Raw genomic sequence first — 19,917 nt, 5'->3', positions numbered from 1 at the left:
CCCTACGCGGCTCCGGACTCAGCCGGCGATTTCGAGTACGCCGTCCGCTTCGACCTGAGCACCCTTGGGCAATTGCGCCACCCCCAAAGCCGCGCGCGCCGGGTAGGGCTCATCGAAATATTCGGCCATGACCTGATTCACCACCGGGAAATGGCTCAGGTCGGTGAGATAGATATTCAGCTTCACCGCATCGGCCAGTTCACCGCCAGCCGCCTGCGCCACCGCTTTGAGGTTATCGAACACCCGCCGTATGTGGACGGCGATATCGCCGTCCACCAGCTCACCGGTGGCCGGGTCCAGCGGTATCTGTCCGGACAGGTACACCGTGGCGCCAACCTTGACGGCCTGCGAATAAGTACCGATCGCCGCAGGTGCCGCGCTGGTGGAGATTGTCTGTCGTGTCATTTCTTGTCCTGTTTGCTGCGCTGGGCGGCATCGCTGACACTGCTTTCCGACCCGGCCCTGACCACCTTGACCACCGAAGGCAGCTTGCGCACCTGGCGCAGCATGCGCGACAGGTGGGTACGGTCCGAGACGGTCACCAGGAGCGAGAGCTCGGCGATGTCACCCTGTTTATCCTTAATTTTGACATGGTCGATGCTGCATTCCTCTTCCGCCAGGGCGGTGGCCACACGTCCCAGCAAGCCTCGCTTGTTTTCGCCCTGCACACGCAGTTCGACCGGATATTCGCCATTGACGTTTTCCGACCAGACCACATCGACCTGCGTGCCGCTCTGGCGATCGCCGACCAGACCGTTCTTGCAGTTGGCCTGGTGAATGACAATACCGCGCCCGGAGCGAATCACCCCGCGAATACGATCGCCAGGGATCGGCCGGCAGCATCCGGCGAATTCCACAGCCATGCCTTCGGTGCCCTCAATCGCCAGCGCGTGAGGCTTGTCGCTGCTTGCAGTGCTGCCGGACTCCAGCTGATGCGCGACCAAAGAGGCCATGCGCCGGCCGTTGCCGATGCTCTCGAACACCCGCTCCATGTCGGGCTCCTTGAGCGTTTTGAGCAAAACTTCGATCTTGTCCGGATCGAGTTTGCGCAAGGACATGCCGCGCTCATGCAAAGCCATGGTCAGCAAGCGCCGGCCCAGACGCCGTGACTCATCGGCCCGCTGGTGACGCAGGTGATGCAGGATCGCACTGCGCGCCTTGCCGGTCTTGACGAAGTTCAGCCAGGTGGCGTTGGGGCTTTGATGGCGCGCCGTCACGATACGCACCTGCTGGCCATTGCTCAGCGGCGTCGACAGCGCCTGCAGGTGATCGTCGATCCAGGCACTCACGGCCGAGTTGCCCAGATCAGTGTGGATGGCGTAGGCCAGATCCAGCGCGGTCGCGCCTTTGACCAGGCGGTAAATCTGCCCCTTGGGACTGAACACGTAGACCTCGTCGGGGAACAGATCCACACGCACCGACTCCATGAAATCCATGGCATTGGCCGTGCGTCGATTGACCTCGACCAAACCGGCCAGCCACTCACGCGCGCGCTGCTCCGGCGCCTGTCGTGCCTGATCCCGTCCCAGCTTGTACTGCCAGTGTGCGGCCACCCCGGATTCGGCAATGTGGTTCTGATCACGGGTGCGAATCTGCACCTCGATCTTGACCCCCTTCGGCCCGATCAAGGTGGTGTGCAGCGATTGATAACCGTTGACCTTGGGGCAGGCAATATAGTCATTGAACTGCTCCGAGATCGGCTGATACATGCTGTGCACCACGCCAAGCGCGCGGTAACAGGCATCTTCGGAATCAACGATGACACGAAAACCGTACAGATCCATGACATCCAGAAAACGCAAATGCTTCTTGCGCATTTTCTGATACACGCCATATAGGTTCTTGCGCCGGCCAAACACCGCCGCCCCGATGCCCTCCTCGGACAACCGCCGGTTGAGCTTGTCCTCAACCTCGCGAATAAGGTCTTTGCGCCGCCCGGCAACCGCCTCGACCGAGCGCTTGAGCACGCGATGGCGCTTGGGATAACGGTTGGCAAAACCCAGATCTTCGAGTTCGTTGCGCAGGGTATGAATACCCAGGCGATGCGCGATCGGCGCGTAAATCTCCAGCGTTTCACGCGCCACCCGGCGCCGCTTTTCCGTGGCCATGGTCGCCAGCGTGCGCATGTTGTGCAGGCGGTCAGCCAGCTTGACCAGAATCACCCGCAGGTCATCGGTCATGGCCATCATCAACTTGCGCAGGCTTTCCGCTTGCGCTTCTTCGCGCGACTGATCGGTGGCCCGATCGAGCTTGCTGACCCCGTCAACGATGTGCGCGACCTCTTCACCGAAACGCTCGGCCACTTCGTGTTTGGCCGCCGGCGTATCTTCGATCACGTCATGCAGGATGGCCGCCACCAAGGTGGTGTAGTCCATGCGCATTTCAGCCAGAATGCGCGCCACCGCCAGCGGGTGAAAAATGTAGGGCTCGCCGGTTTTGCGGAACTGCCCGGCGTGCATCGCCGCCCCATATTCATGGGCTTCGCGCACGATGGCGATCTCGTCATCGGGCAGATACGACTCGAGCACACTGACCAGCGCATCGATACCGAACTCGCGGGTAATTCGCGAGGTGCGAAACGCGGTGTTCAGGCGGCTGATGACGGGCAATTCCATAGCTCACGAGTATAGCCACGGATCGGGTGTACAGCACAAAAAAACGCCCCGGAGGCGAGCCTGCGGGGCGTTGGTATCGGAAGATCGAACTCAGTCAGTACCGACTTCGATGTTCGACAGGTCGACTTTGAGCTGCGGCACCGGCGGCGGATCGTTCTCGCTGAGCACATCGCGCCCGGTCAGGTCGTCGGCCACTTCACGCAGTGCAACCACGGTGGATTTGTGATTACCCCACGGCACCTTGGAATCCGCGCCGCGTGCGAGCTGCCGCGCGCGCTTGGCTGCGACCAGGGTCAGCTCAAACTGGTTGTCGATGTTTTTGAGGCAGTCCTCAACAGTGACACGTGCCATGAGTGCTCGAATTTCTGAAACGTAGCCGCGTAGTTTAATCGCTCTGAAGCAGATCCGCCAGCAAAGTGGCGCGGCGGCTTTGCTGCAACGGTCCACGCAAGCCCGCCGCCAAGCACACAGCCTCCAGCTCATCGCAGGCCACCTCCAGATCGTCGTTGACAATCAGGTAGTCGAACTCGCGGTAGTGGCTCATCTCAGCCACCGCCTCGGCCATGCGCTGTGCGATGGTGTCTTCGCTGTCCTGGCCACGCCCGCGCAGGCGCTCCTCCAAGGCGGCGCGCGAAGGCGGCAAGACGCCAACGCTGCAGGCCAGCGCAGGCAGATGCGCTTTGACCTGCCGGGCGCCCTGCCAGTCGATGTCCAGAAACACCCAGTGCCCTGCATCAAGGGCCTGTTCGGTCCGCGCCCGGCCGGTGCCATAGCAACGCCCGAAAACCTCGGCATGTTCGAGCATCTCGCCCGCCGCCACCATCTGGTCAAACACGGCGCGCGTCACGAAGTGGTAGTCATGCCCATCACGCTCACCAGGACGCAGTGCACGCGTGGTGTAGGACACGGAAAAACTCGCCTCCAGACCACGCGCCTGTAGGCGCGCCATAACACGCCGCGCCAAAGTGGTTTTACCCGCACCCGAGGGCGCACACAGGATGATCAAATTGCCTTGCGTCATGAACTGCAACAGTGAGCAAAGCGCTCAGTGTAATGCCTGACCCCTTCACCTGTTTATACGGTGCGGCGTGGATCTAACGCAGTTAAACTATTCTGCTCGCCGAGACCCTCTCATGGTCAGGCACGCCGACACACGGGCCCATAGAGCCCGCTTGAGGAGACACACTATGTTGTATCGCATCCTTGCCCTGGGGCTGGGCCTGACTGTTGCTGCCTGCAATGGTGGGCGCACCGATTCCGCCGCCAGCAACAATACCGATGGCGCGATCGTCATGGGCCAGTCGCCGACCCTGGTTGAAGTCAGCGAAAGTCGCGCGGGTGAAGTCTATCGCCAGGAAATTCTGTCACCGGTCACCGGCGATACCACCGTGGTTCAGGTCATGGAACCGACCCAGCTAGAGGTCGGCGCCAGCTATCCCCTGGTGCTTCAGGGCCATGGCTATGGCGGCAGCCGTAACGTTGAGCCCAGTAACTTTCAGCAGCGCTTGCGCGACGCCGGCTATTACGTGATCTCAATCGATCAACGTGGCTTTGGCGAATCGTCCGGCCAGGTGCGGGTGATGGACCCGGAATATGAGGGGCAAAACCTCATCGCCGTGCTCGATTGGGCGGAAAACCTGCCAGGTCTGCGTCGACGCGCCAACGGCGAAATGTATGTCGGCAGTTACGGCAGTTCCTACGGCGGCATGTACCAGTTTTTGTTGCACGCGGTTGATCCGCGCCATCGTTTGCGCGTGATGGCACCGGATATCACCCCGCATGACCTGACCTACTCGCTCAACCCGCATAACGTGGTTAAATCCAGCTGGGGGCTGTTGCTGGTCGCTGGCGGTGAAGCCTCCGGTGTCATCTCGCTGCTAACCGGCGATCCGACCACCCTGCTTCCCGAGCTGCTGGAACTGGCCAGCCAAGGGGTTACAGCCCAGGATCCGGCCATTTTAGAAATCCTGCTCAACGCCGGCGTGAGCAACGCCTTCAGCGAAGCTGGCTTCAACTTCATGCGCTACCACAGCGTGAAATATTTCTGCGATGGCGAACCCGCCGGACCGCAAAATTTCCTGTTCGCCACAGCCGACGAACTCAGCGTCGCGCCTGATCTGCCACCGCCGGCGGACATCCTGATTTCCCAAGGCTTCCTCGACACGCTGTTCAACTTCAACGAAGGCCTGGCCAATTACGAGTGCCGCAAAGCCATCGGTGGCGATGTGCGCCTGGTAACGCATCAGTCCGGCCATTTGCTACCAGCTCTTGGGCTGGAAGATGCTTTTGATCCCTTGGCGCAAGTACTCACCATTCCGGAACTGCAGGGCCCAGGCGGCAGCGCCAATTGCGGCACGTATTCCCAGGAAGAGATGCGCTTCGCCTGGTTTGAAGAAAAGCTGCAAGGGCGTGAGGGCCTGATCGCGGCAACATTGCCACCGCCCGATGAGATCTGCCTGAGCCTGGGTGAAGAAGACGCCATCCTGGTCGATAAGGTTCAACACGGCGGCACAGCGTTTGAAATTGACAGCAGCACGCCGCAGCTCAACTCGGTACTGGGCATTGTTGGCTCAGTGCTGGGCAACGGGGCGCGCGAGGCATTGCTGGCCACCCAGCCGCTGATGACGGTGGGCGATGAAGGCGGCGTGCTGGCCGGCATCCCCAAACTGGACATCCAGATTGAAGGCTTGAGCGGCCTGGAGATGAGCGAATGTGCCGTGCCGGGCGCCCCAGTACAACTGGGCTGCGACCCGATCCTGTACCTGGCCATTGGACACCGCCCCGCGGGTCAGAACCACTGGGACCCGCTGGATGGCCAGATCACACCGGTGCGTGGTTTCGGCGCCCACCAGATGGAAATGAACGGCATCGCTGAACGCCTCAACCCCGGCGACGAGTTGGCCTTGCTGATCTACGGCTTCCACGCCCAGTTCCCGATCACCTGGTCACGCGATTTGCTGGTGCCGGCTGTGACACTCAGCGGAACGCTGGAACTGCCACTGCTGTAAGACCCGGCGTCACGCTGACCACCAGACAACGGGTGGTCAGCGTGATTTGCCCAGCAGTACCCACTGCGTGACGGACAGCAAAGCGGCCGCTGCCAGCAGCAACAAAGACATCGGCTGAGCAAACTCATCATGGCCCAAGGCGAAAAACAGGCTGTGTAAGACCACTGTCAGCAGCCCCAAAAAAATCATTAAAGCGTGTGCCTGGCGCTGCCGCGGACCATGGCGCACAACCTCAGCAAAAGCCAGTAGCACCAGCGCAATGATGGGCAGGTTGAGCAGCAAATTGACCTGGTTGCCGCCAGGAATCCGGAAAAGATTCCACTCATGCCAGTACGCGGCATCAATTTGATGTGTAATCAACACCGTGGCATTGAGTAGAAAAACACGGAACAACGCGATCTGATGCATGAAGGGCCTCCTGGTTCGCCCCATGAGAACGCAAACTGGCAGCCTCGACAATAACCTCGCAGGTTATGAAACCGGCGCACTGCGCAGCATCGCCAGGCTCCGGCGCTGGTGGCCATCGGCATCGAAGTTGTCCGCTGACAGCCAGCGCTCAAGTGCACACCGCACGGCCGGCCACTGCACATCGATAATCGAATACCAGGCCGTATCGCGATTACGCCCCTTGACCACCGCCGCCTGGCGAAACAGGCCTTCGTACTCAAACCCCAGACGCAAAGCGGCAGCCCGCGAGGCCTCGTTCAGCGCATCGCATTTCCATTCGTATCGCCGGTAGCCCAAGGCGAACGCCTCACGCATCATCAGATACATGGCTTCGGTGGCCAGGCGGGTTTTCTGCAAACGCGGCGAGAAACTCAGATGCCCAACCTCCAGGCAACCATGCTGCGGCACGATGCGCAGGTAAGCAGCCAAGCCCAGCACTTCAAATGGCGCCTTGGACTCAATGACATAGAACAGCATGTCGGACTGCTGAGCCGCGCCGTCCAGCCATGCCCCCATGTCCGCAACATCCTTAAAAGGCCCATACGGCAGATAGCGCCAATGCTGATCCGGCGCCTCTGCCAAAACACGCCACAGCGCCGCTGCATGGATCGCCGGGTCCAGAGGCTCCAAGCGCGCATACCACCCATCCAGCACCCGCGGCGATGGCGGATCTGGCGCTATCCAGTGGGCCAGGTCAGGCTCAATCGAACTCATCGCAGCCTCAGATCAATTCACTCGATGTTCTGCACCTGCTCGCGCATCTGCTCGATCACCACCTTGAGCTCCACGGCCAGCTTGGTCAGCTCGGCGTCCATGGACTTGGAGCCCAGCGTGTTGGCTTCGCGGTTGAACTCCTGCATGAAGAAATCCAGTTTGCGGCCAACCGGTTCGCTGTTGTCCAGCTCCGCGCGCACCGCGGCAACGTGGCTCTTCAAACGCTCGATTTCCTCATCCACGTCGAGGCGCTGGACGAATTGAACCAGCGCCTGCTCGCGCCGTTCAATCTCCATATCGGTCATCTCGACCAGGCGTTGCTCGAGCTTCTCGCGCCACAGTTGAGCCTGCACCGGCAAACGAACCTGCACCTGCTCGACCAAGCCCTCGATGCTGTCCAGGCGGGCGGCGATCACCTCGGCCATGCGCTGGCCCTCATCGCGGCGCGCTGCCTGCAGATCAGCGATGGTGCTGTCCGCCAGCTGGCTGAACGCCTGGCTCAGCGCTGACATATCCATGTCAGCCTCTCGCAGCACGCCCGGCCAGCGCAGTATCGCAACCGGGTCAACGCTGATCGCCTCGGGAAACTCGCCCTCAACATCACGCACGGCGCTGGCCAGCTGGGCCAGTGCGGCGCGATTGATATCCAGTGGCGCCGCCTCATCCGTGGCACTACGCAGGCGCACATAGGCCTCGACCTTGCCGCGCCCCAGCGCGCCCTTGAGTTTGCCGCGCAAAGGGTTTTCCAGCGCCCTCAATTCTTCCGGTACGCGCAGGCTGATATCGAGGTAACGGTGATTGACGGTGCGCAGTTCCAGCTGCAGTTCACCGGCCGGCGAGTCGCAACGACCGCGCGCGTATCCAGTCATGCTGCTGATGGGGTAAGCTGCCATGATTGCCTGTGGAGATGGGAGAAGGCCACGAGTATATACGCCGAACGGGCGCCATCATGGCCGCCTTGCGAATTCGTCAGCCTGCAGGGTGACCGGCACAACAACCAGGATCGTGCCGAAACATTCTCCTCCGGCTCGCGGCAGCTTCTGATCGTTGCCGACGGCATGGGCGGGCACGCCGATGGCGCCCTGGCCGCCCAATGCGTCATGGATGTGGCGGCTCGCATATTTGCCGATGAAGCCCAGCAGCCCGCCGCTCAGTTGATCCAGCGTATCGGTCTGGAATCTCACCTTGCCATTCAGTCGGTGGCGCCGGATTTGAGCGAACGGCAACAACCCCGCACGACCGTGGTTTGTGCCGTGGTTGACGGCCCCAATGTACTGTTCGCGCACGCCGGTGACAGCCGCGCCTATCACCTGCGCCGCGGCGAGATTGTGCATGTCACACGTGACCACTCGGCGGTCGCCATGATGGTCCGACGCGGCGATATTCGCCCGCAGGACGCGCGCCACCACCCGATGCGCAACCAGGTGACCCGTTGCCTGGGGGGCGGCGGCCCTCCGCCGGCACTTGAGCTCACCCCGTGCCCGCCACTGCAGCCAGGCGACACCTTATTATTGTGTTCCGATGGTTTCTGGGACCCGCTCGAGCCGGATGAGCTGGGCAGCAACATCGAGCTGACAGAGTTGGCGCAGCGCGCCGTCGCGCGCAACCCCGGCAGTGCCGACAACTGCACCGCCCTGCGGATTCGTTTCGAGTCCGTATAATCCGCGGTTTTTTACAGCCCGGAAAGCACATGTCACGACCCAGCGGCCGCGCCGCCGATGCCCTACGCCCGGTCACCATCGAACCCGGTTTCGCCCGCCACGCTGAAGGCTCGGCCTTGATCCGCTTCGGCGACACCCATGTGCTGTGCACCGCTTCGGTGGAAGAGCGCACACCGCCATGGCTGCGGGGCAGCGGCAAAGGCTGGGTAACGGCCGAGTACGGCATGCTGCCGCGCTCAACCCATTCGCGCATGGGCCGCGAAGCCGCCCGCGGCAAGCAGTCCGGCCGAACCCAGGAAATCCAGCGTCTGATCGGCCGCTCGTTGCGTGCTGCGGTTGACCTGACCGCGCTGGGTGAGCGCTCCATTGTTGTCGACTGCGATGTGCTGCAGGCCGACGGCGGCACCCGCACCGCCAGCATCACCGGCGGCTACGTGGCCCTGTGCCAGGCCATCGCCACGCTGGGCCTGAAGCGCAGCCCGGTGTTTGGTCAGGTCGCCGCCATCTCGGTTGGCATTTACAACGGCACTCCGGTTCTTGATCTCGACTACGACGAAGACTCCGTCGCCGAAACCGACATGAACGTGGTGATGAACGAAGCCGGCGGCTTCATCGAAGTGCAAGGCACGGCTGAAGGCCACGCCTACCGCCGCGAGGAATTGGACGCCATGTTGGATCTGGCCGGCGCCGGCATCCGCCAGCTGCACCAGATTCAGGCCCAGGCACTGGCCGGCTGAAAACCATGAGCAAGGATGTCTGGGTCCTGGCCAGCGGCAACCGCGGCAAGCTGGCCGAGCTGCAACACGCACTGGCGCCGCTGGGCCATGAACTCAAGCCCATCAGTGACTGGACTGATCACAGCCCCGAAGAAACGGGCGACACTTTCGAAGCCAATGCCCTGATCAAGGCGCGCCATGCTGCGGCACGCAGCGGGCTGCCCAGCCTGGCCGATGACTCGGGTCTGGCGGTCGATGCCCTGAACGGCGCGCCCGGGGTCTATTCCGCCCGTTATGCCGGCGATCAGGCCAGCGATGCCGACAACAACCGCAAGCTGCTGGCCGCCCTGGCCGATGTGCCGCCCGAACAGCGCGGCGCCCGCTTTGTCTGCGTCATCGCACTGGTGCGCAGTGCCGACGATCCCTCGCCGCTGATCGCCCGTGGCGAGTGGAAAGGACATATCGCTGATCAACCATCGGGTGACGGCGGCTTCGGTTATGACCCGCTGTTCGTCGATCCGCAATTGCAGCGCAGCGCAGCGCAGCTGAGCCGTGAGGACAAGCTGGCCCGCTCACATCGCGGTCAGGCCATCGCCGATCTGCTGCGCCAGCTGTCAGCTGCCTGAGCCCACCCGCGTGCCAAGCCCCCACCTGCCGCTAACCGTCTATGTGCACCTGCCCTGGTGCGTGCGCAAATGCCCCTACTGTGATTTCAACTCACACGCCGGGCAGCCCGACGAGCAGCGCTATGTTGATGCCCTGATTCGCGATCTCGATTTCGAACTGCAAAGCCGGGCTCAGTGGCCACGCGTGCAGGCGGTGTTTTTTGGTGGCGGCACTCCCAGCCTGTTCAGTGGCGAGGCCATCGCCCGCATCGTGGCGGCGCTGCGTCAGCGTCTGGATATCGCCGATGACACCGAGATCACGCTCGAGGCCAACCCCGGCACCGCCGATGCCGCGCACTTCGCCGGTTATCGCCGTGGCGGGGTCAACCGCCTGTCGATCGGGGTGCAGAGTTTCGATGATGCCCAACTGCAGCAACTCGGCCGTATCCACACCGCCAGTGCTGCGCAACACGCCTATGCGCTGGCCCGCGAGGCCGGATTCGACAATATCAATCTCGACCTCATGCACGGTCTGCCGGGGCAAGGTTTTGCCCAGGCCATGGACGACCTTGAGCGCGCCATCGACCTCCGCCCTGAACATATCTCCTGGTACCAGCTGACCATCGAAGAAGGCACCGCATTCGCCCAGCACCCTCCTGAGCTGCCGGACAACGATGCCCAGGCTGACATCGAGGATGCCGGCCTGGCCAGACTCACCCGCGCCGGCTATCGGCGCTATGAGGTCTCGGCCTTCGCGCAAACCGGTCGCCGTGCAGCCCACAACCTCAATTACTGGCGCTTCGGCGACTACCTGGGCCTGGGCGCGGGGGCACACGGCAAGCTCAGCTTCAGCCAGGGCGTACGCCGTCGTGCGCGCCTGCGCTCACCGCAAAAATACATGGCCGGGGCCGGCAGCGCGGCGGCGCTGGCGCGTGAAAGCTGGCCCGATGCGCAAGAGTTGATCAGCGAATTTGCGCTCAACACGCTGCGTATCGATGGGGCGTTCAGTCGCGCCCGTTTTGAGCGCACCACCGGTCTCGACTTCGCCGTGCTGAGGCCGGCCATCGATGAGGCCTGTGCGCTGGGATTGATGCGCACCAAGGAAAATCAGATCACCCGCACACCGCTGGGGCGGCGCCATCTGAACCGCCTGCTCGAATGCTTTGCCGAAATCAGCGCATTTCAGTAGACTACGCGCCCTTTTTTCTCTTGCCTTGCGAGCAGAAGTCATGAAACCCGATATCCATCCCCAGTATGCGGCCATTCAGGTCACCTGCAGCTGCGGAAACAAATTCGAAACCCGCTCCACCATGGGCGAAGATCTGCAGATCGAAGTGTGCTCGGAATGCCATCCGTTCTACACCGGTAAGCAGAAGGTCCTGGACTCCGGTGGTCGCGTGTCCAAGTTCCGCGAACGTTACGGCTCCTAATCGAACCTATTTCTTGTACCTGATCGAGCGCAGCACTATGAACACGGGCGTTACCGTATGACCGACAACCCCCGCAAACAAGCCGCACTCGATTACCACGAGAAACCGCGACCGGGGAAACTCGCCATCGCGGTGACCAAGCCGTTCACTACGCCGGCCGAACTGGCTCTGGCCTACACGCCTGGTGTGGCCGAGCCGGTGCGAGCCATCATGGCCGAACCGGCGGATGCGTACCGTTATACCTCCAAGGGTAATCTGGTCGCTGTCATCAGTGACGGCTCAGCCGTGCTCGGCCTGGGCAAAGCCGGCGCACTGGCGTCAAAGCCGGTGATGGAAGGCAAGGCGGTGCTGTTCAAGAAATTCGCCGATGTCGACGTGTTCGACATCGAAGTCGAATCCGAAACGCCGGAACAGTTCATCGACACCGTGGCGCGCATTGGCGTGACCTTTGGCGGCATCAATCTTGAAGACATTGCGGCACCGCATTGCTTCGAGATCGAAAAAGCGCTGCAGGAACGCCTCGACATCCCGGTCTTTCATGACGACCAGCACGGCACCGCGATCATTGTTGCCGCCGGCCTGCTGAATGCGCTGGAACTGCAAGGCAAGCGCATTGAAGATGTGCGCATCGTGTGCCTGGGTGCCGGCGCCGCCGGCATGGCCTCGTTGCGCCTGTGTCAGGCGCTGGGCGCGGCCCGCGACAACATGTTCGTGATCGATCGCGCCGGCGTGATCTATGACGATCGCGACAACCTGCCCGATTACAAGGCCGAGTTTGCGCGCAGCGGTGACGGCCCACGCACCCTGAGCGAAGCCATGCACGGCGCCGACGTGTTCATCGGCGTGTCTGGCCCCGGACTGGTTGATGCCGACATGATCGCCAGCATGGCCGAAAAGCCCGTGGTGTTCGCACTGTCGAACCCGACCCCGGAAATCCTGCCGGAAGTGGCACAAAGCGTGCGTGCCGATCTGATCATGGCAACCGGTCGCAGCGACTACCCCAATCAGGTCAACAACGTACTGGGCTTCCCGTTCATTTTTCGCGGCGCCCTCGACGTGCACGCCAAGACCATCAACCAGGCCATGCATCTGGCCGCGGTCGAAGCCCTGCGGGCGCTGGCGCACGAACCGGTTCCGCGCACCGTGCTGGACGCCTACGACCGCGAAAGCTGGTCGTTCGGTCCGGACTACATTATTCCCACGCCGCTGGATCCGCGTCTGATCGACGTGGTACCCAACGCCGTGGCGCGCGCCGCCGTAGAGTCTGGCGCCGCCCGCGCACCCTACCCGGCGCATTACCAAGACAACTGACAGGCCGCAGCCTTACGTCCGTGCTGCACCATTGGAGATCATGATGAGCGACAGCAAATTCGTCCTTACCAGCCCGGAAGGTCAAAACACCGACCTGCCTCTGGTCGAGGGTACTCTGGGACCCAAAGCGGTTGATGTACGTGGCCTGTATGGCGCCACCGGCACCTTCACCTACGACCCCAGCTTCAACTCGACCTGCAGCTGCGACTCGGCCATCACCTACATCGACGGTGGCCAGGGCGTGTTGCTGTACCGTGGCTATCCGGTCGACCAGCTGGCCAACAACTCCAGCTTCATCGAAGTCTGCTACCTGCTGCTTTACGGTGAGCTGCCGAGCGCCGCGCAACTGGAAGAGTTCGACCAGGCGATCCGCTACCACACGATGTTCAATGAGTCGCTGCGCAGCTTCTTCAACGGCTTCCGCTACGACGCACACCCGATGGCCATGATGGCTGGCGTGGTCGCTTCGCTGTCTGCGTTCTACCACGACACCACCAACATCAACGATCCCGAGCATCGCAACATCTTTGCGCGCCGCATGATCGCCAAGATTCCGACCATCGCCGCCGCGGCTTACAAGCGCTCGATCGGTCAGCCGTTCATGTACCCGCAGAACAACCTCGACTACTGCTCCAACCTGCTGCACATGCTGTTTGCGGTGCCGGCAGAAGCGTATGAAGTCGACCCGGTCGCGGCCAAGGCCCTGGATGTGCTGTTCATCCTGCACGCTGACCACGAGCAGAACGCCTCCACCTCGACGGTGCGTCTGGCCGGCTCCACCGGCTGTAATCCGTACGCCGCGATTGCCGCAGGCATCACCGCCCTGTGGGGCCCGGCTCACGGCGGCGCCAACGAAGCCGTGCTGCGCATGCTGGATCAGATCGGCGATATTTCCAACGCCGACAAATTCATCGCCAAGGCCAAGGACAAGAACGATCCGTTCCGCCTGATGGGCTTCGGCCATCGTGTGTACAAGAACTTCGATCCGCGCGCCACCATCATCCGCGAGCATTGCCACAAAGTGTTGTCGCACCTGGGCATGGAAAACGATCCCAAGTTCGAACTGGCCATGAAGCTGGAACAGGTCGCACTGGAAGATGATTACTTCAAGGAGAAGAAGCTCTACCCGAACGTCGACTTCTACTCCGGCATCATCTACAAAGCGCTGGGCATTCCGGTCTCAATGATGACCCCGATGTTCGCCATTGCCCGCACCGTGGGCTGGGCTGCGCACTGGCAGGAAATGACCGCCGACCCGGGCAACCGCATCGGGCGTCCGCGTCAGATCTACACCGGCAGTCCGCGCCGCGACTACGTCGACATCAAGCAGCGCTAAGTCGGCAGGACGCCAAGATCAGCCGCGGCCTCCTTCGGAGGTCGCGGTTTTTTTATGCCTCGGTGTCAGCCAGACTGGCCTGCAGGGTCGGCAGGTCCCAGCGCGTCATTGGTTTGCCGTCTATCGGTGAAAGCGGCGACCAACGCCGATCATCCAGGCCAAATATGACCAGCTCAACTTCCGTCTCATCGGCCAGGAACAGGCAGCTGGGCCGGCGCAGCTCGCGGCCTGAGGGATGCAACACGCGGCGCTCTTCATCGTCGAACGGTATGTTGCGGTCGCCGAGGAAAAAATCCAGGGCTTCGTCAAACGGGCTGAATACATGCAGGACCACGCTGCTGCGCGGGGTCGCCAAACCGTTTACAACCGCGCCCACCGCACGCGGGTTGAACTCCGAGGTGAGCCGCATGGCTTTGATCGCTATTTCACGCAACCCTCGCAAGCGGCTCGCCCAGGCGGCGCCATCCATCACTTCCAGATAGTCGCGCACAGATTCTGCGATCTCGGCGTTGCTGGGCACCGGCGCCCGCGTGCCGCCGGTAAGACTTTCGGTCGCCTTGCTTTTGGCCAGGGCGAAATCCTTAACACCCTGCTCACACATCAAGCGGGCCGCTTCGCGCGCAATTTCGCTGCGCAGATCTTCGCCGTAGCTCAAAAAATATCCTCAAGCAGCTCATCTTCACGGCTCGGCGGCGCGCCTTCGACGGTCACGCCATCCTGCGCGGCGTAACCATAATCAGCGGCCTCGGGCAGCTTGCCTTCGATAAAGATCTCGAATTGCGCGTTGGCCGAGCCGTAGGATGCGAGCATGCCGGTTTCCGGGTCGATGCGTGCGCTGACCACACCGGCCGGTTGCGGTCGCACCTGGCTGGGAACACCATCGAGGGCGACACCCATGTAGTCAATCCACATGGGCAACGCAGCACGACTGCCGGTCTCACGCGAGCCCAGAGGCTTGATGTCGTCAAAGCCAACCCATGACACCGCAACATGGCGCGCATTGAAGCCACAGAACCATGCATCGATCTGATCGTTGGTGGTGCCGGTTTTTCCAGCCAGATCGTTGCGCCCAAGCTGACGCGCACGACGCGCAGTGCCGCGTTGCACGACATCACGCAGCATGTCCGTCATCACATAAGCATTGGCCTCGCTGATGACGCGCTCAGCTGCGGGCGGAAAAACCATCTCCTGCACCTCACCCTGCAACGCGCTGGTTCCCAGTGCCTCGCGCACCTCGGTCATTTCTGCCTGAGCCTTAAGCTCGGCATCGCGCTCACGCTGGCACGCTGCCTCGCACACGCTGGGTGGCAAAGCTTGATGCAAGACCTCGCCCTCAGCTGTTCGCACCTGTTCAATCAGATAAGGCTCAACGCGATAACCACCGTTGGCAAAGACAGCAAAGCCACCGGCCATCTCCAGTGGACTGAAGACCCCGGTGCCCAGCGCCATGGACAGATCACGCGGGATACGGTCGCGCTCAAAGCCAAAGCGCGTTACATAATTGCGCACGGTATCCAGGCCCGCACCTTCCAGCACCCGGATCGCCACCAGATTACGCGAGTTGTACAAACCGGTGCGCAACGGTGTGGGGCCGTAGAAGCGACCACTGTAGTTTTGAGGGCGCCATGCGCCCCCCAAGGCCGCATCATGGAAAACGACAGGCGCATCATTGATGACGGTTGCCGGGGTAAACCCGTTCTCAAGCGCGGCAGAGTAAACGAACGGCTTGAAGGATGAGCCCGGCTGACGCTGGGCCTGCATCGCGCGGTTGAACTTGCTGGCGAAATAATCAAAGCCACCGGCCATCGCCAGCACTGCGCCGTTTTGCGGATCTATCGACACCAACGCACCCTGTACTTCAGGAACCTGCGCCAAGGACCAGCTTGTCTTGCCATCCTCTGCATCGGCCGCCTTCAGGCGAACCAGATCACCATGCGTCAGCACCTGATCAAGCTTTTCATAAGGCTGCTCGTTGGCATCCAAGGTCAACACGCCACTGTCGCTCGACCAGACCCGAATCGTTGACTCATCCACGGCCAGCACCAAGGCGGGCTCCAAACCACCAACGGAGGAAAATTCCTCCAGCATCGGGCCAAGCACGGTTTCCAGCTCAGCCCCATCGAGCCCATCGAGTTCCTGCCCAAGATCGCCGAGCTGCGCTTCCGGACCTCGGTAGCCATGGCGCAAATCGTAGTCAATGAGATTTTTGCGCAAGGCCGCAACGGCTGCACGCTGCGGCTTGGCATGAATGGTCGTCACAACCTCGATGCCACTGGTGTAGGCGTCCAGACCAAACTGGTTGATGATGCGCCCTCGCGCATACTCGGCCACGTAATGCGCTTCCAGATCGATGGTGGCACGCCGCAGTTCCGCACTGATTGGCTCGTCCAGCGCCGTCTGGTATGCCGCATCATCGATGTACTCCAACTCGCGCATACGCCGCAGCACATAGTTGCGACGTAACAGGGCACGTTGCGGACCGGATATCGGGTTGTAGCGTGATGGCGCTTTGGGCAAACCGGCGATCATTGCCATCTGCGCCAGGCTCAGGTCCGGCAGCTCTTTGCCGTAATACACCTTGGCTGCTGCACCGATCCCGTAGGCGCGGTGGCCGAGGAAAATCTTGTTCAGGTAAAACGTCAGGATTTCTTGCTTGCTGAGCTGGCGCTCCATCTGCAATGCGAGCAGGATTTCACGCACTTTGCGCACATAGCTTTTCTCCGAGCTGAGGAAAAAATTGCGTGCCAACTGCATCGTAATGGTGCTGCCGCCCTGGGCCTTCTCGCCTGTCAGGGCAAGCACCCAGGCCGCACGCAGCAGGCCCTGGTAATCCACCCCGGGGTGCTTGAAGAAGCGGTCATCTTCCGCGGCCAGAAAGGCCTTGATCAACGGATCAGGAATCTCCTGATAGGCCAGGGGTTCGCGGCGCTCCGCACCGTATTCGCCTATTAGCTGGTTATCCGCGGAATAAATCCGCAGTGGGACTTGCAAACGGACATCTCTCAAGCCTTCGGTTGACGGCAAGTCCTGAGAGAAATGCCACACCACACCAGCCACGCCGATAGCGGCGAGAACACCGCAGACAAGACCGAAGATGAACAGATATTTGATCAAACGCATGGAGATATACAGAGCAAACAGCTAGTGCCAAACCGAGCGTGCACAAGCGCTGCAAATGATTGAAGTGGCTGCAAGAGTTGAAACCTGCTTGGTGTGAGATATAGTAGCGCTTGGCCGAAATGACGGCCACGTGAAAAGGGATCGGGATCATGCGGGGGCCCCGGAATGGGTGTTTTGAGCAATCTGTTTGCAAAACGTTCGACGCCGCTTATCGGCGTTGATATCAGTTCGTCCAGCGTGAAGATGCTGGAGCTATCGAAAAAAGGGGACAACTACCGCATCGAGGCGTACGCGATTGAACCGCTGCCCTCGGGCGCAGTAACCGAACGCCAGATCAGTGATTCGGACGCGGTCGGTTTGGCCTTGGCCAAAGCGCTCAAGCGTTCCGACAGCAAGCTGCGCAAGGTCGCCACTGCGGTGGCCGGCTCCTCGGTCATCACCAAGATCATTCAGATGCCCGCCGATATGCGCGAGCTGGAGATGGAGGAACAGATCAAGCTGGAAGCTGATCAGTACGTTCCTTACCCGATTGACGAAGTCAATCTGGATTTCCAGCTGCTTGGCCCGACCGCCAATTCAGCAGACACCGTCGATGTCTTGCTCGCGGCGTGCCGTACCGAAACAATTGACGAGCGCGTGCTTACGCTTGATCAGGTTGGCCTGGAGGCGGTGGTGGTCGACACCGAAGCCCAAGCCCTGGAGAACGCGTGCGCACTGCTTCACCCGCAGATGCCCAATAACGGAGAGAACTCCACCTGCGCAGTTATCGACGTTGGCGCGATCAACACGGTGTTTATGGTCATGCATGACCGCAAGGTCATTTACCGTCGCGAACAGGCCTTTGGCGGCCGCCAGCTGACTGAAGACATCATGCGCCACTACGGCATGTCCGAAGAAGAGGCCAACAACGCCAAGAAAATGGGCGGCTTGCCCGAAGACTACGACAGCGAAGTGCTGCCGTACTTCATTGATGACCTGACCCAGCAGATTGATCGCTCGCTGCAACTGTTCTTCGCCAACTCGCCCAAGTTCAGCGAGATTGACCAGATCATCCTGTCAGGCGGCACCGCGAATATTCCTCATCTCGCCGAGCGTGTGCAGGAGAAGCTGGGCGTAGCGACCGTCATCGCCAACCCATTCAAAGGCATTCCCGTTGCCAACAAAGCGCGCCCCCGCCAGCTTCAGCAGGATGAATCGTCCTTGCTTCTGGCCTTCGGTCTCGCCATGAGGGCCTTTGACTGATGATAAAAATTAACCTGCTTGATTGGCGCGAAACGCAGCGCCAGGAACGACAAAAGCAGTTTTTCATATCGCTTGCCGTCGCCGCGCTGATTGGCGCCGGTGTGGCGTATGCGATGAACGCCAAGGTCGTCGGCGACGTCGATTTCCAGAAGAGTCGCAATGAGCGCCTCAAGCAGGAAATCAGCTTGATGGACAAGCAGATCAAGGAGATCGACTCGCTAGAGAAGGTCAAAGCCGATTTGCTGGCGCGCATGCGCATCATCGAAGAACTCCAGCGCAGTCGCACTGAGATCGTGCACTTCTTTGATGAACTGGTGACCACCGCACCGGCCGGGCTGTACCTCAAGAGCCTGCAGCAGAAAGACCGCACCACGAGTGTGAATGGTGTCGCGGAATCCAACGGCCGCGTATCCACATACATCCGAAATCTGGACGGTTCGCCGTGGTTCGAAAAATCACGCCTGATCGTGATTCAGTCGCAAAAAGACAATCGACGTCGCCACAGCGATTTCCAGTTGCAGTTCCAGACGTCCAAGAAAAAAGAGGAGGACGGCCAGTGAATTTTCGTGAGGCCCTGGACGAACTCCAATCCCTTGATCCGAACAATGTCGGCGCATGGCCCGCATTCGTCTATATCGGCGCGTGCATCATCCTTGCCACAGTCATTATTGTCGGCTCTTACTACTACGTGGTCATTCCCAATCTCGATCTGCTAGAGCGGGAGCGACGCACGGAAGTCACACTCAAGCAGGACTTTGAGAAAAAGCAGAAGCGTGCAGCGAACCTGGATGCTTACCGCGCCCAACTAGAAGAAATGGAGCGTTCGTTTGGCAGCATGCTGCGCCAGCTGCCCAGCAAGAGCGAAGTCGCCAATCTGTTGAATGACATTTCGCAGACGCGTGTGGCCGCCGGCCTGGAAGAACAACTGTTTCGGCCGGAAAATGAGCGCCCGCGCGACTTCTACGCCATCCTGCCCAACCGGATTGTGGTCACCGGTAGCTACCACGAGATTGCTGAATTCGTGAGCCGCGTTGCTGCGCTACCGCGCATCGTGACGGTGAATGACGTGAAGCTTAGCGCCGAGGGCAACTCCAGCGATTTGCGTATGGAAGCCATCATCACCACCTACCGTTACCTTGACGAGTCGGAGGGCGAATGATGATGCGATCCAAAATACGCCTAGCATTGCCGCTGACTCTGCTCACAGCGAGCCTCGCTGTTGGTGGCTGCGCCCGTGACATGAGCGACCTTGACGCCTATATCGCTGATGTAAAGGCTCGCAAGGCCGGCCCGATTGACCCCATTCCGCAGATGACGCCGTACGAGCCCTTCGCTTACAGCCGTCATGGAGAACGCACGCCGTTTGAACCGTTCGACCAGGACGAACCGGAACAACTGGCGGCAAACAATCTGCCACTCAACACCCTGCGCCCGGATTTGACCCGCAACAAGGAACCTCTGGAAGAGTTCCCTCTGGATGGCATTCGACTGATGGGCACACTTGAAATCCGGCAGCAAACCTATGCGCTGCTGAGCGCACCGGACGGCATTGTGCACCGTGCGACCTATGGCGATCACCTTGGCCAGAACTACGGCAAGATCGTCAAAATCACCGACGCACAAATTCAATTGGAAGAAATCGTTCCGGACGGTTTTGGTGGCTATGTGAAACGGCCCGCTGTCGTGGCCATATCAGACGAAAGGTAATCATG

Annotated in this window: 21 protein-coding genes; 12 read left to right on the top strand and 9 right to left on the bottom strand. The window is 60.9% G+C overall.

Features of this window, described 5'->3' with window-relative positions; all coding sequences use genetic code 11:
• Positions 1 to 18: 18 nt before the first annotated feature.
• The 4 genes from ATO7_RS15255 to gmk all read right to left on the bottom strand — a co-directional run bounded on the left by ATO7_RS15255 (position 19) and on the right by gmk (position 3,636).
• Positions 19 to 405 carry a RidA family protein gene (locus ATO7_RS15255; RefSeq protein WP_083563247.1) on the bottom strand — a complete coding sequence of 129 codons (387 nt, stop codon included), beginning with the start codon at positions 403 to 405 and terminating at the stop codon, positions 19 to 21.
• Positions 402 to 2,615 carry a RelA/SpoT family protein gene (locus ATO7_RS15250; protein WP_083563245.1) on the bottom strand — a complete coding sequence of 738 codons (2,214 nt, stop codon included), beginning with the start codon at positions 2,613 to 2,615 and terminating at the stop codon, positions 402 to 404. Before ATO7_RS15250 ends, ATO7_RS15255 begins: the two co-directional genes overlap by 4 nt.
• Positions 2,616 to 2,705: 90 nt before the next feature.
• Positions 2,706 to 2,966 (bottom strand): DNA-directed RNA polymerase subunit omega, encoded by a 261-nt coding sequence (rpoZ, locus tag ATO7_RS15245; RefSeq protein WP_083563243.1) that lies wholly within the window; start codon positions 2,964 to 2,966, stop codon positions 2,706 to 2,708.
• Between the two features lie 34 nt (positions 2,967 to 3,000).
• Positions 3,001 to 3,636 (bottom strand): guanylate kinase, encoded by a 636-nt coding sequence (gene gmk / locus ATO7_RS15240; RefSeq protein ID WP_083563240.1) that lies wholly within the window; start codon positions 3,634 to 3,636, stop codon positions 3,001 to 3,003.
• Between the two features lie 166 nt (positions 3,637 to 3,802).
• On the opposite strand from gmk, the gene ATO7_RS15235 reads away from it, so the two are divergent.
• A complete protein-coding gene (locus ATO7_RS15235; protein ID WP_206044954.1) occupies positions 3,803 to 5,623 on the top strand; it encodes an alpha/beta hydrolase family protein in 1,821 nt (606 codons plus the stop codon).
• Between the two features lie 36 nt (positions 5,624 to 5,659).
• On the opposite strand, the gene ATO7_RS15230 is transcribed toward ATO7_RS15235, so the two are convergent.
• From ATO7_RS15230 to ATO7_RS15220, 3 genes are all read right to left on the bottom strand, one after another.
• Complete coding sequence (locus tag ATO7_RS15230; protein ID WP_083563236.1) at positions 5,660 to 6,031, bottom strand: DUF6713 family protein; 372 nt, start codon at positions 6,029 to 6,031, stop codon at positions 5,660 to 5,662.
• Between the two features lie 63 nt (positions 6,032 to 6,094).
• Positions 6,095 to 6,784 (bottom strand): GNAT family N-acetyltransferase, encoded by a 690-nt coding sequence (locus ATO7_RS15225; RefSeq protein WP_083563234.1) that lies wholly within the window; start codon positions 6,782 to 6,784, stop codon positions 6,095 to 6,097.
• Positions 6,785 to 6,801: 17 nt separating this feature from the next.
• Positions 6,802 to 7,677 carry a YicC/YloC family endoribonuclease gene (locus ATO7_RS15220; protein WP_083563232.1) on the bottom strand — a complete coding sequence of 292 codons (876 nt, stop codon included), beginning with the start codon at positions 7,675 to 7,677 and terminating at the stop codon, positions 6,802 to 6,804.
• Between ATO7_RS15220 and ATO7_RS15215 the strand changes: the two genes are divergently transcribed.
• From ATO7_RS15215 to ATO7_RS15185, 7 genes are read left to right on the top strand one after another with little or no spacing between them, the layout of a single operon-like run.
• Positions 7,579 to 8,445 carry a PP2C family protein-serine/threonine phosphatase gene (locus ATO7_RS15215; RefSeq protein WP_240499498.1) on the top strand — a complete coding sequence of 289 codons (867 nt, stop codon included), beginning with the start codon at positions 7,579 to 7,581 and terminating at the stop codon, positions 8,443 to 8,445. The two genes, ATO7_RS15220 and ATO7_RS15215, sit on opposite strands and share 99 nt — an antisense overlap.
• Before the next feature lie 29 nt (positions 8,446 to 8,474).
• On the top strand, positions 8,475 to 9,182 hold the full coding sequence (gene rph / locus ATO7_RS15210) for a ribonuclease PH (RefSeq protein ID WP_083563230.1): 708 nt from the start codon (positions 8,475 to 8,477) through the stop codon (positions 9,180 to 9,182).
• A gap of 5 nt (positions 9,183 to 9,187) precedes the next feature.
• Positions 9,188 to 9,787: an RdgB/HAM1 family non-canonical purine NTP pyrophosphatase gene (gene rdgB / locus ATO7_RS15205; protein WP_083563229.1), complete on the top strand. Its 600-nt coding sequence runs from the start codon at positions 9,188 to 9,190 to the stop codon at positions 9,785 to 9,787.
• A 10-nt stretch (positions 9,788 to 9,797) separates the two neighbouring features.
• Positions 9,798 to 10,955 carry a radical SAM family heme chaperone HemW gene (hemW, locus tag ATO7_RS15200; RefSeq protein WP_206044953.1) on the top strand — a complete coding sequence of 386 codons (1,158 nt, stop codon included), beginning with the start codon at positions 9,798 to 9,800 and terminating at the stop codon, positions 10,953 to 10,955.
• A gap of 40 nt (positions 10,956 to 10,995) precedes the next feature.
• Complete coding sequence (gene rpmE / locus ATO7_RS15195) at positions 10,996 to 11,196, top strand: 50S ribosomal protein L31 (protein WP_083563228.1); 201 nt, start codon at positions 10,996 to 10,998, stop codon at positions 11,194 to 11,196.
• Between the two features lie 57 nt (positions 11,197 to 11,253).
• On the top strand, positions 11,254 to 12,507 hold the full coding sequence (locus ATO7_RS15190) for a malic enzyme-like NAD(P)-binding protein (protein ID WP_083563226.1): 1,254 nt from the start codon (positions 11,254 to 11,256) through the stop codon (positions 12,505 to 12,507).
• A gap of 40 nt (positions 12,508 to 12,547) precedes the next feature.
• Entirely contained in the window at positions 12,548 to 13,843 is a 1,296-nt protein-coding gene (locus ATO7_RS15185; protein ID WP_146680390.1) for a citrate synthase, read from the top strand.
• 52 nt (positions 13,844 to 13,895) lie between these two features.
• Here the strand turns inward: ATO7_RS15185 and ATO7_RS15180 are convergent, their stop codons facing one another.
• Both ATO7_RS15180 and ATO7_RS15175 read right to left on the bottom strand, forming a co-directional pair.
• A complete protein-coding gene (locus tag ATO7_RS15180) occupies positions 13,896 to 14,498 on the bottom strand; it encodes a hypothetical protein (RefSeq protein WP_083563224.1) in 603 nt (200 codons plus the stop codon).
• On the bottom strand, positions 14,495 to 16,963 hold the full coding sequence (locus tag ATO7_RS15175; protein WP_083563223.1) for a penicillin-binding protein 1A: 2,469 nt from the start codon (positions 16,961 to 16,963) through the stop codon (positions 14,495 to 14,497). Before ATO7_RS15175 ends, ATO7_RS15180 begins: the two co-directional genes overlap by 4 nt.
• A 174-nt stretch (positions 16,964 to 17,137) precedes the next feature.
• Between ATO7_RS15175 and ATO7_RS15170 the strand changes: the two genes are divergently transcribed.
• From ATO7_RS15170 to ATO7_RS15155, 4 genes are read left to right on the top strand one after another with little or no spacing between them, the layout of a single operon-like run.
• Positions 17,138 to 18,205: a pilus assembly protein PilM gene (locus ATO7_RS15170; protein ID WP_146680389.1), complete on the top strand. Its 1,068-nt coding sequence runs from the start codon at positions 17,138 to 17,140 to the stop codon at positions 18,203 to 18,205.
• Entirely contained in the window at positions 18,205 to 18,765 is a 561-nt protein-coding gene (locus tag ATO7_RS15165; RefSeq protein WP_083563219.1) for a PilN domain-containing protein, read from the top strand. Before ATO7_RS15170 ends, ATO7_RS15165 begins: the two co-directional genes overlap by 1 nt.
• Entirely contained in the window at positions 18,762 to 19,364 is a 603-nt protein-coding gene (locus tag ATO7_RS15160) for a type IV pilus inner membrane component PilO (RefSeq protein ID WP_083563217.1), read from the top strand. The genes ATO7_RS15165 and ATO7_RS15160 overlap by 4 nt, the downstream gene beginning before the upstream one ends.
• Positions 19,364 to 19,912 carry a pilus assembly protein PilP gene (locus ATO7_RS15155; protein WP_206044952.1) on the top strand — a complete coding sequence of 183 codons (549 nt, stop codon included), beginning with the start codon at positions 19,364 to 19,366 and terminating at the stop codon, positions 19,910 to 19,912. Before ATO7_RS15160 ends, ATO7_RS15155 begins: the two co-directional genes overlap by 1 nt.
• The last annotated feature ends 5 nt before the right edge of the window (positions 19,913 to 19,917 follow it).

Origin of the sequence: Oceanococcus atlanticus (genome assembly GCF_002088235.1) — a bacterium.
GTDB lineage: Bacteria > Pseudomonadota > Gammaproteobacteria > Nevskiales > Oceanococcaceae > Oceanococcus > Oceanococcus atlanticus.
Note: the sequence above shows the minus strand (reverse complement) of the source record. Positions and strands in the feature narration are given on the sequence as shown.

Excerpts from the sequence above, each read along its gene's own strand:
- ATO7_RS15255 (WP_083563247.1), bottom strand. The coding sequence starts at position 405 with ATGACACGACAGACAATCTCCACCAGCGCGGCACCTGCGGCGATCGGT.
- ATO7_RS15250 (WP_083563245.1), bottom strand. The coding sequence starts at position 2,615 with ATGGAATTGCCCGTCATCAGCCGCCTGAACACCGCGTTTCGCACCTCG.
- rpoZ (WP_083563243.1), bottom strand. The coding sequence starts at position 2,966 with ATGGCACGTGTCACTGTTGAGGACTGCCTCAAAAACATCGACAACCAG.
- gmk (WP_083563240.1), bottom strand. The coding sequence starts at position 3,636 with ATGACGCAAGGCAATTTGATCATCCTGTGTGCGCCCTCGGGTGCGGGT.
- ATO7_RS15235 (WP_206044954.1), top strand. The coding sequence starts at position 3,803 with ATGTTGTATCGCATCCTTGCCCTGGGGCTGGGCCTGACTGTTGCTGCC.
- ATO7_RS15230 (WP_083563236.1), bottom strand. The coding sequence starts at position 6,031 with ATGCATCAGATCGCGTTGTTCCGTGTTTTTCTACTCAATGCCACGGTG.
- ATO7_RS15225 (WP_083563234.1), bottom strand. The coding sequence starts at position 6,784 with ATGAGTTCGATTGAGCCTGACCTGGCCCACTGGATAGCGCCAGATCCG.
- ATO7_RS15220 (WP_083563232.1), bottom strand. The coding sequence starts at position 7,677 with ATGGCAGCTTACCCCATCAGCAGCATGACTGGATACGCGCGCGGTCGT.
- rph (WP_083563230.1), top strand. The coding sequence starts at position 8,475 with ATGTCACGACCCAGCGGCCGCGCCGCCGATGCCCTACGCCCGGTCACC.
- rdgB (WP_083563229.1), top strand. The coding sequence starts at position 9,188 with ATGAGCAAGGATGTCTGGGTCCTGGCCAGCGGCAACCGCGGCAAGCTG.
- rpmE (WP_083563228.1), top strand. The coding sequence starts at position 10,996 with ATGAAACCCGATATCCATCCCCAGTATGCGGCCATTCAGGTCACCTGC.
- ATO7_RS15190 (WP_083563226.1), top strand. The coding sequence starts at position 11,254 with ATGACCGACAACCCCCGCAAACAAGCCGCACTCGATTACCACGAGAAA.
- ATO7_RS15185 (WP_146680390.1), top strand. The coding sequence starts at position 12,548 with ATGATGAGCGACAGCAAATTCGTCCTTACCAGCCCGGAAGGTCAAAAC.
- ATO7_RS15175 (WP_083563223.1), bottom strand. The coding sequence starts at position 16,963 with ATGCGTTTGATCAAATATCTGTTCATCTTCGGTCTTGTCTGCGGTGTT.
- ATO7_RS15165 (WP_083563219.1), top strand. The coding sequence starts at position 18,205 with ATGATAAAAATTAACCTGCTTGATTGGCGCGAAACGCAGCGCCAGGAA.
- ATO7_RS15155 (WP_206044952.1), top strand. The coding sequence starts at position 19,364 with ATGATGCGATCCAAAATACGCCTAGCATTGCCGCTGACTCTGCTCACA.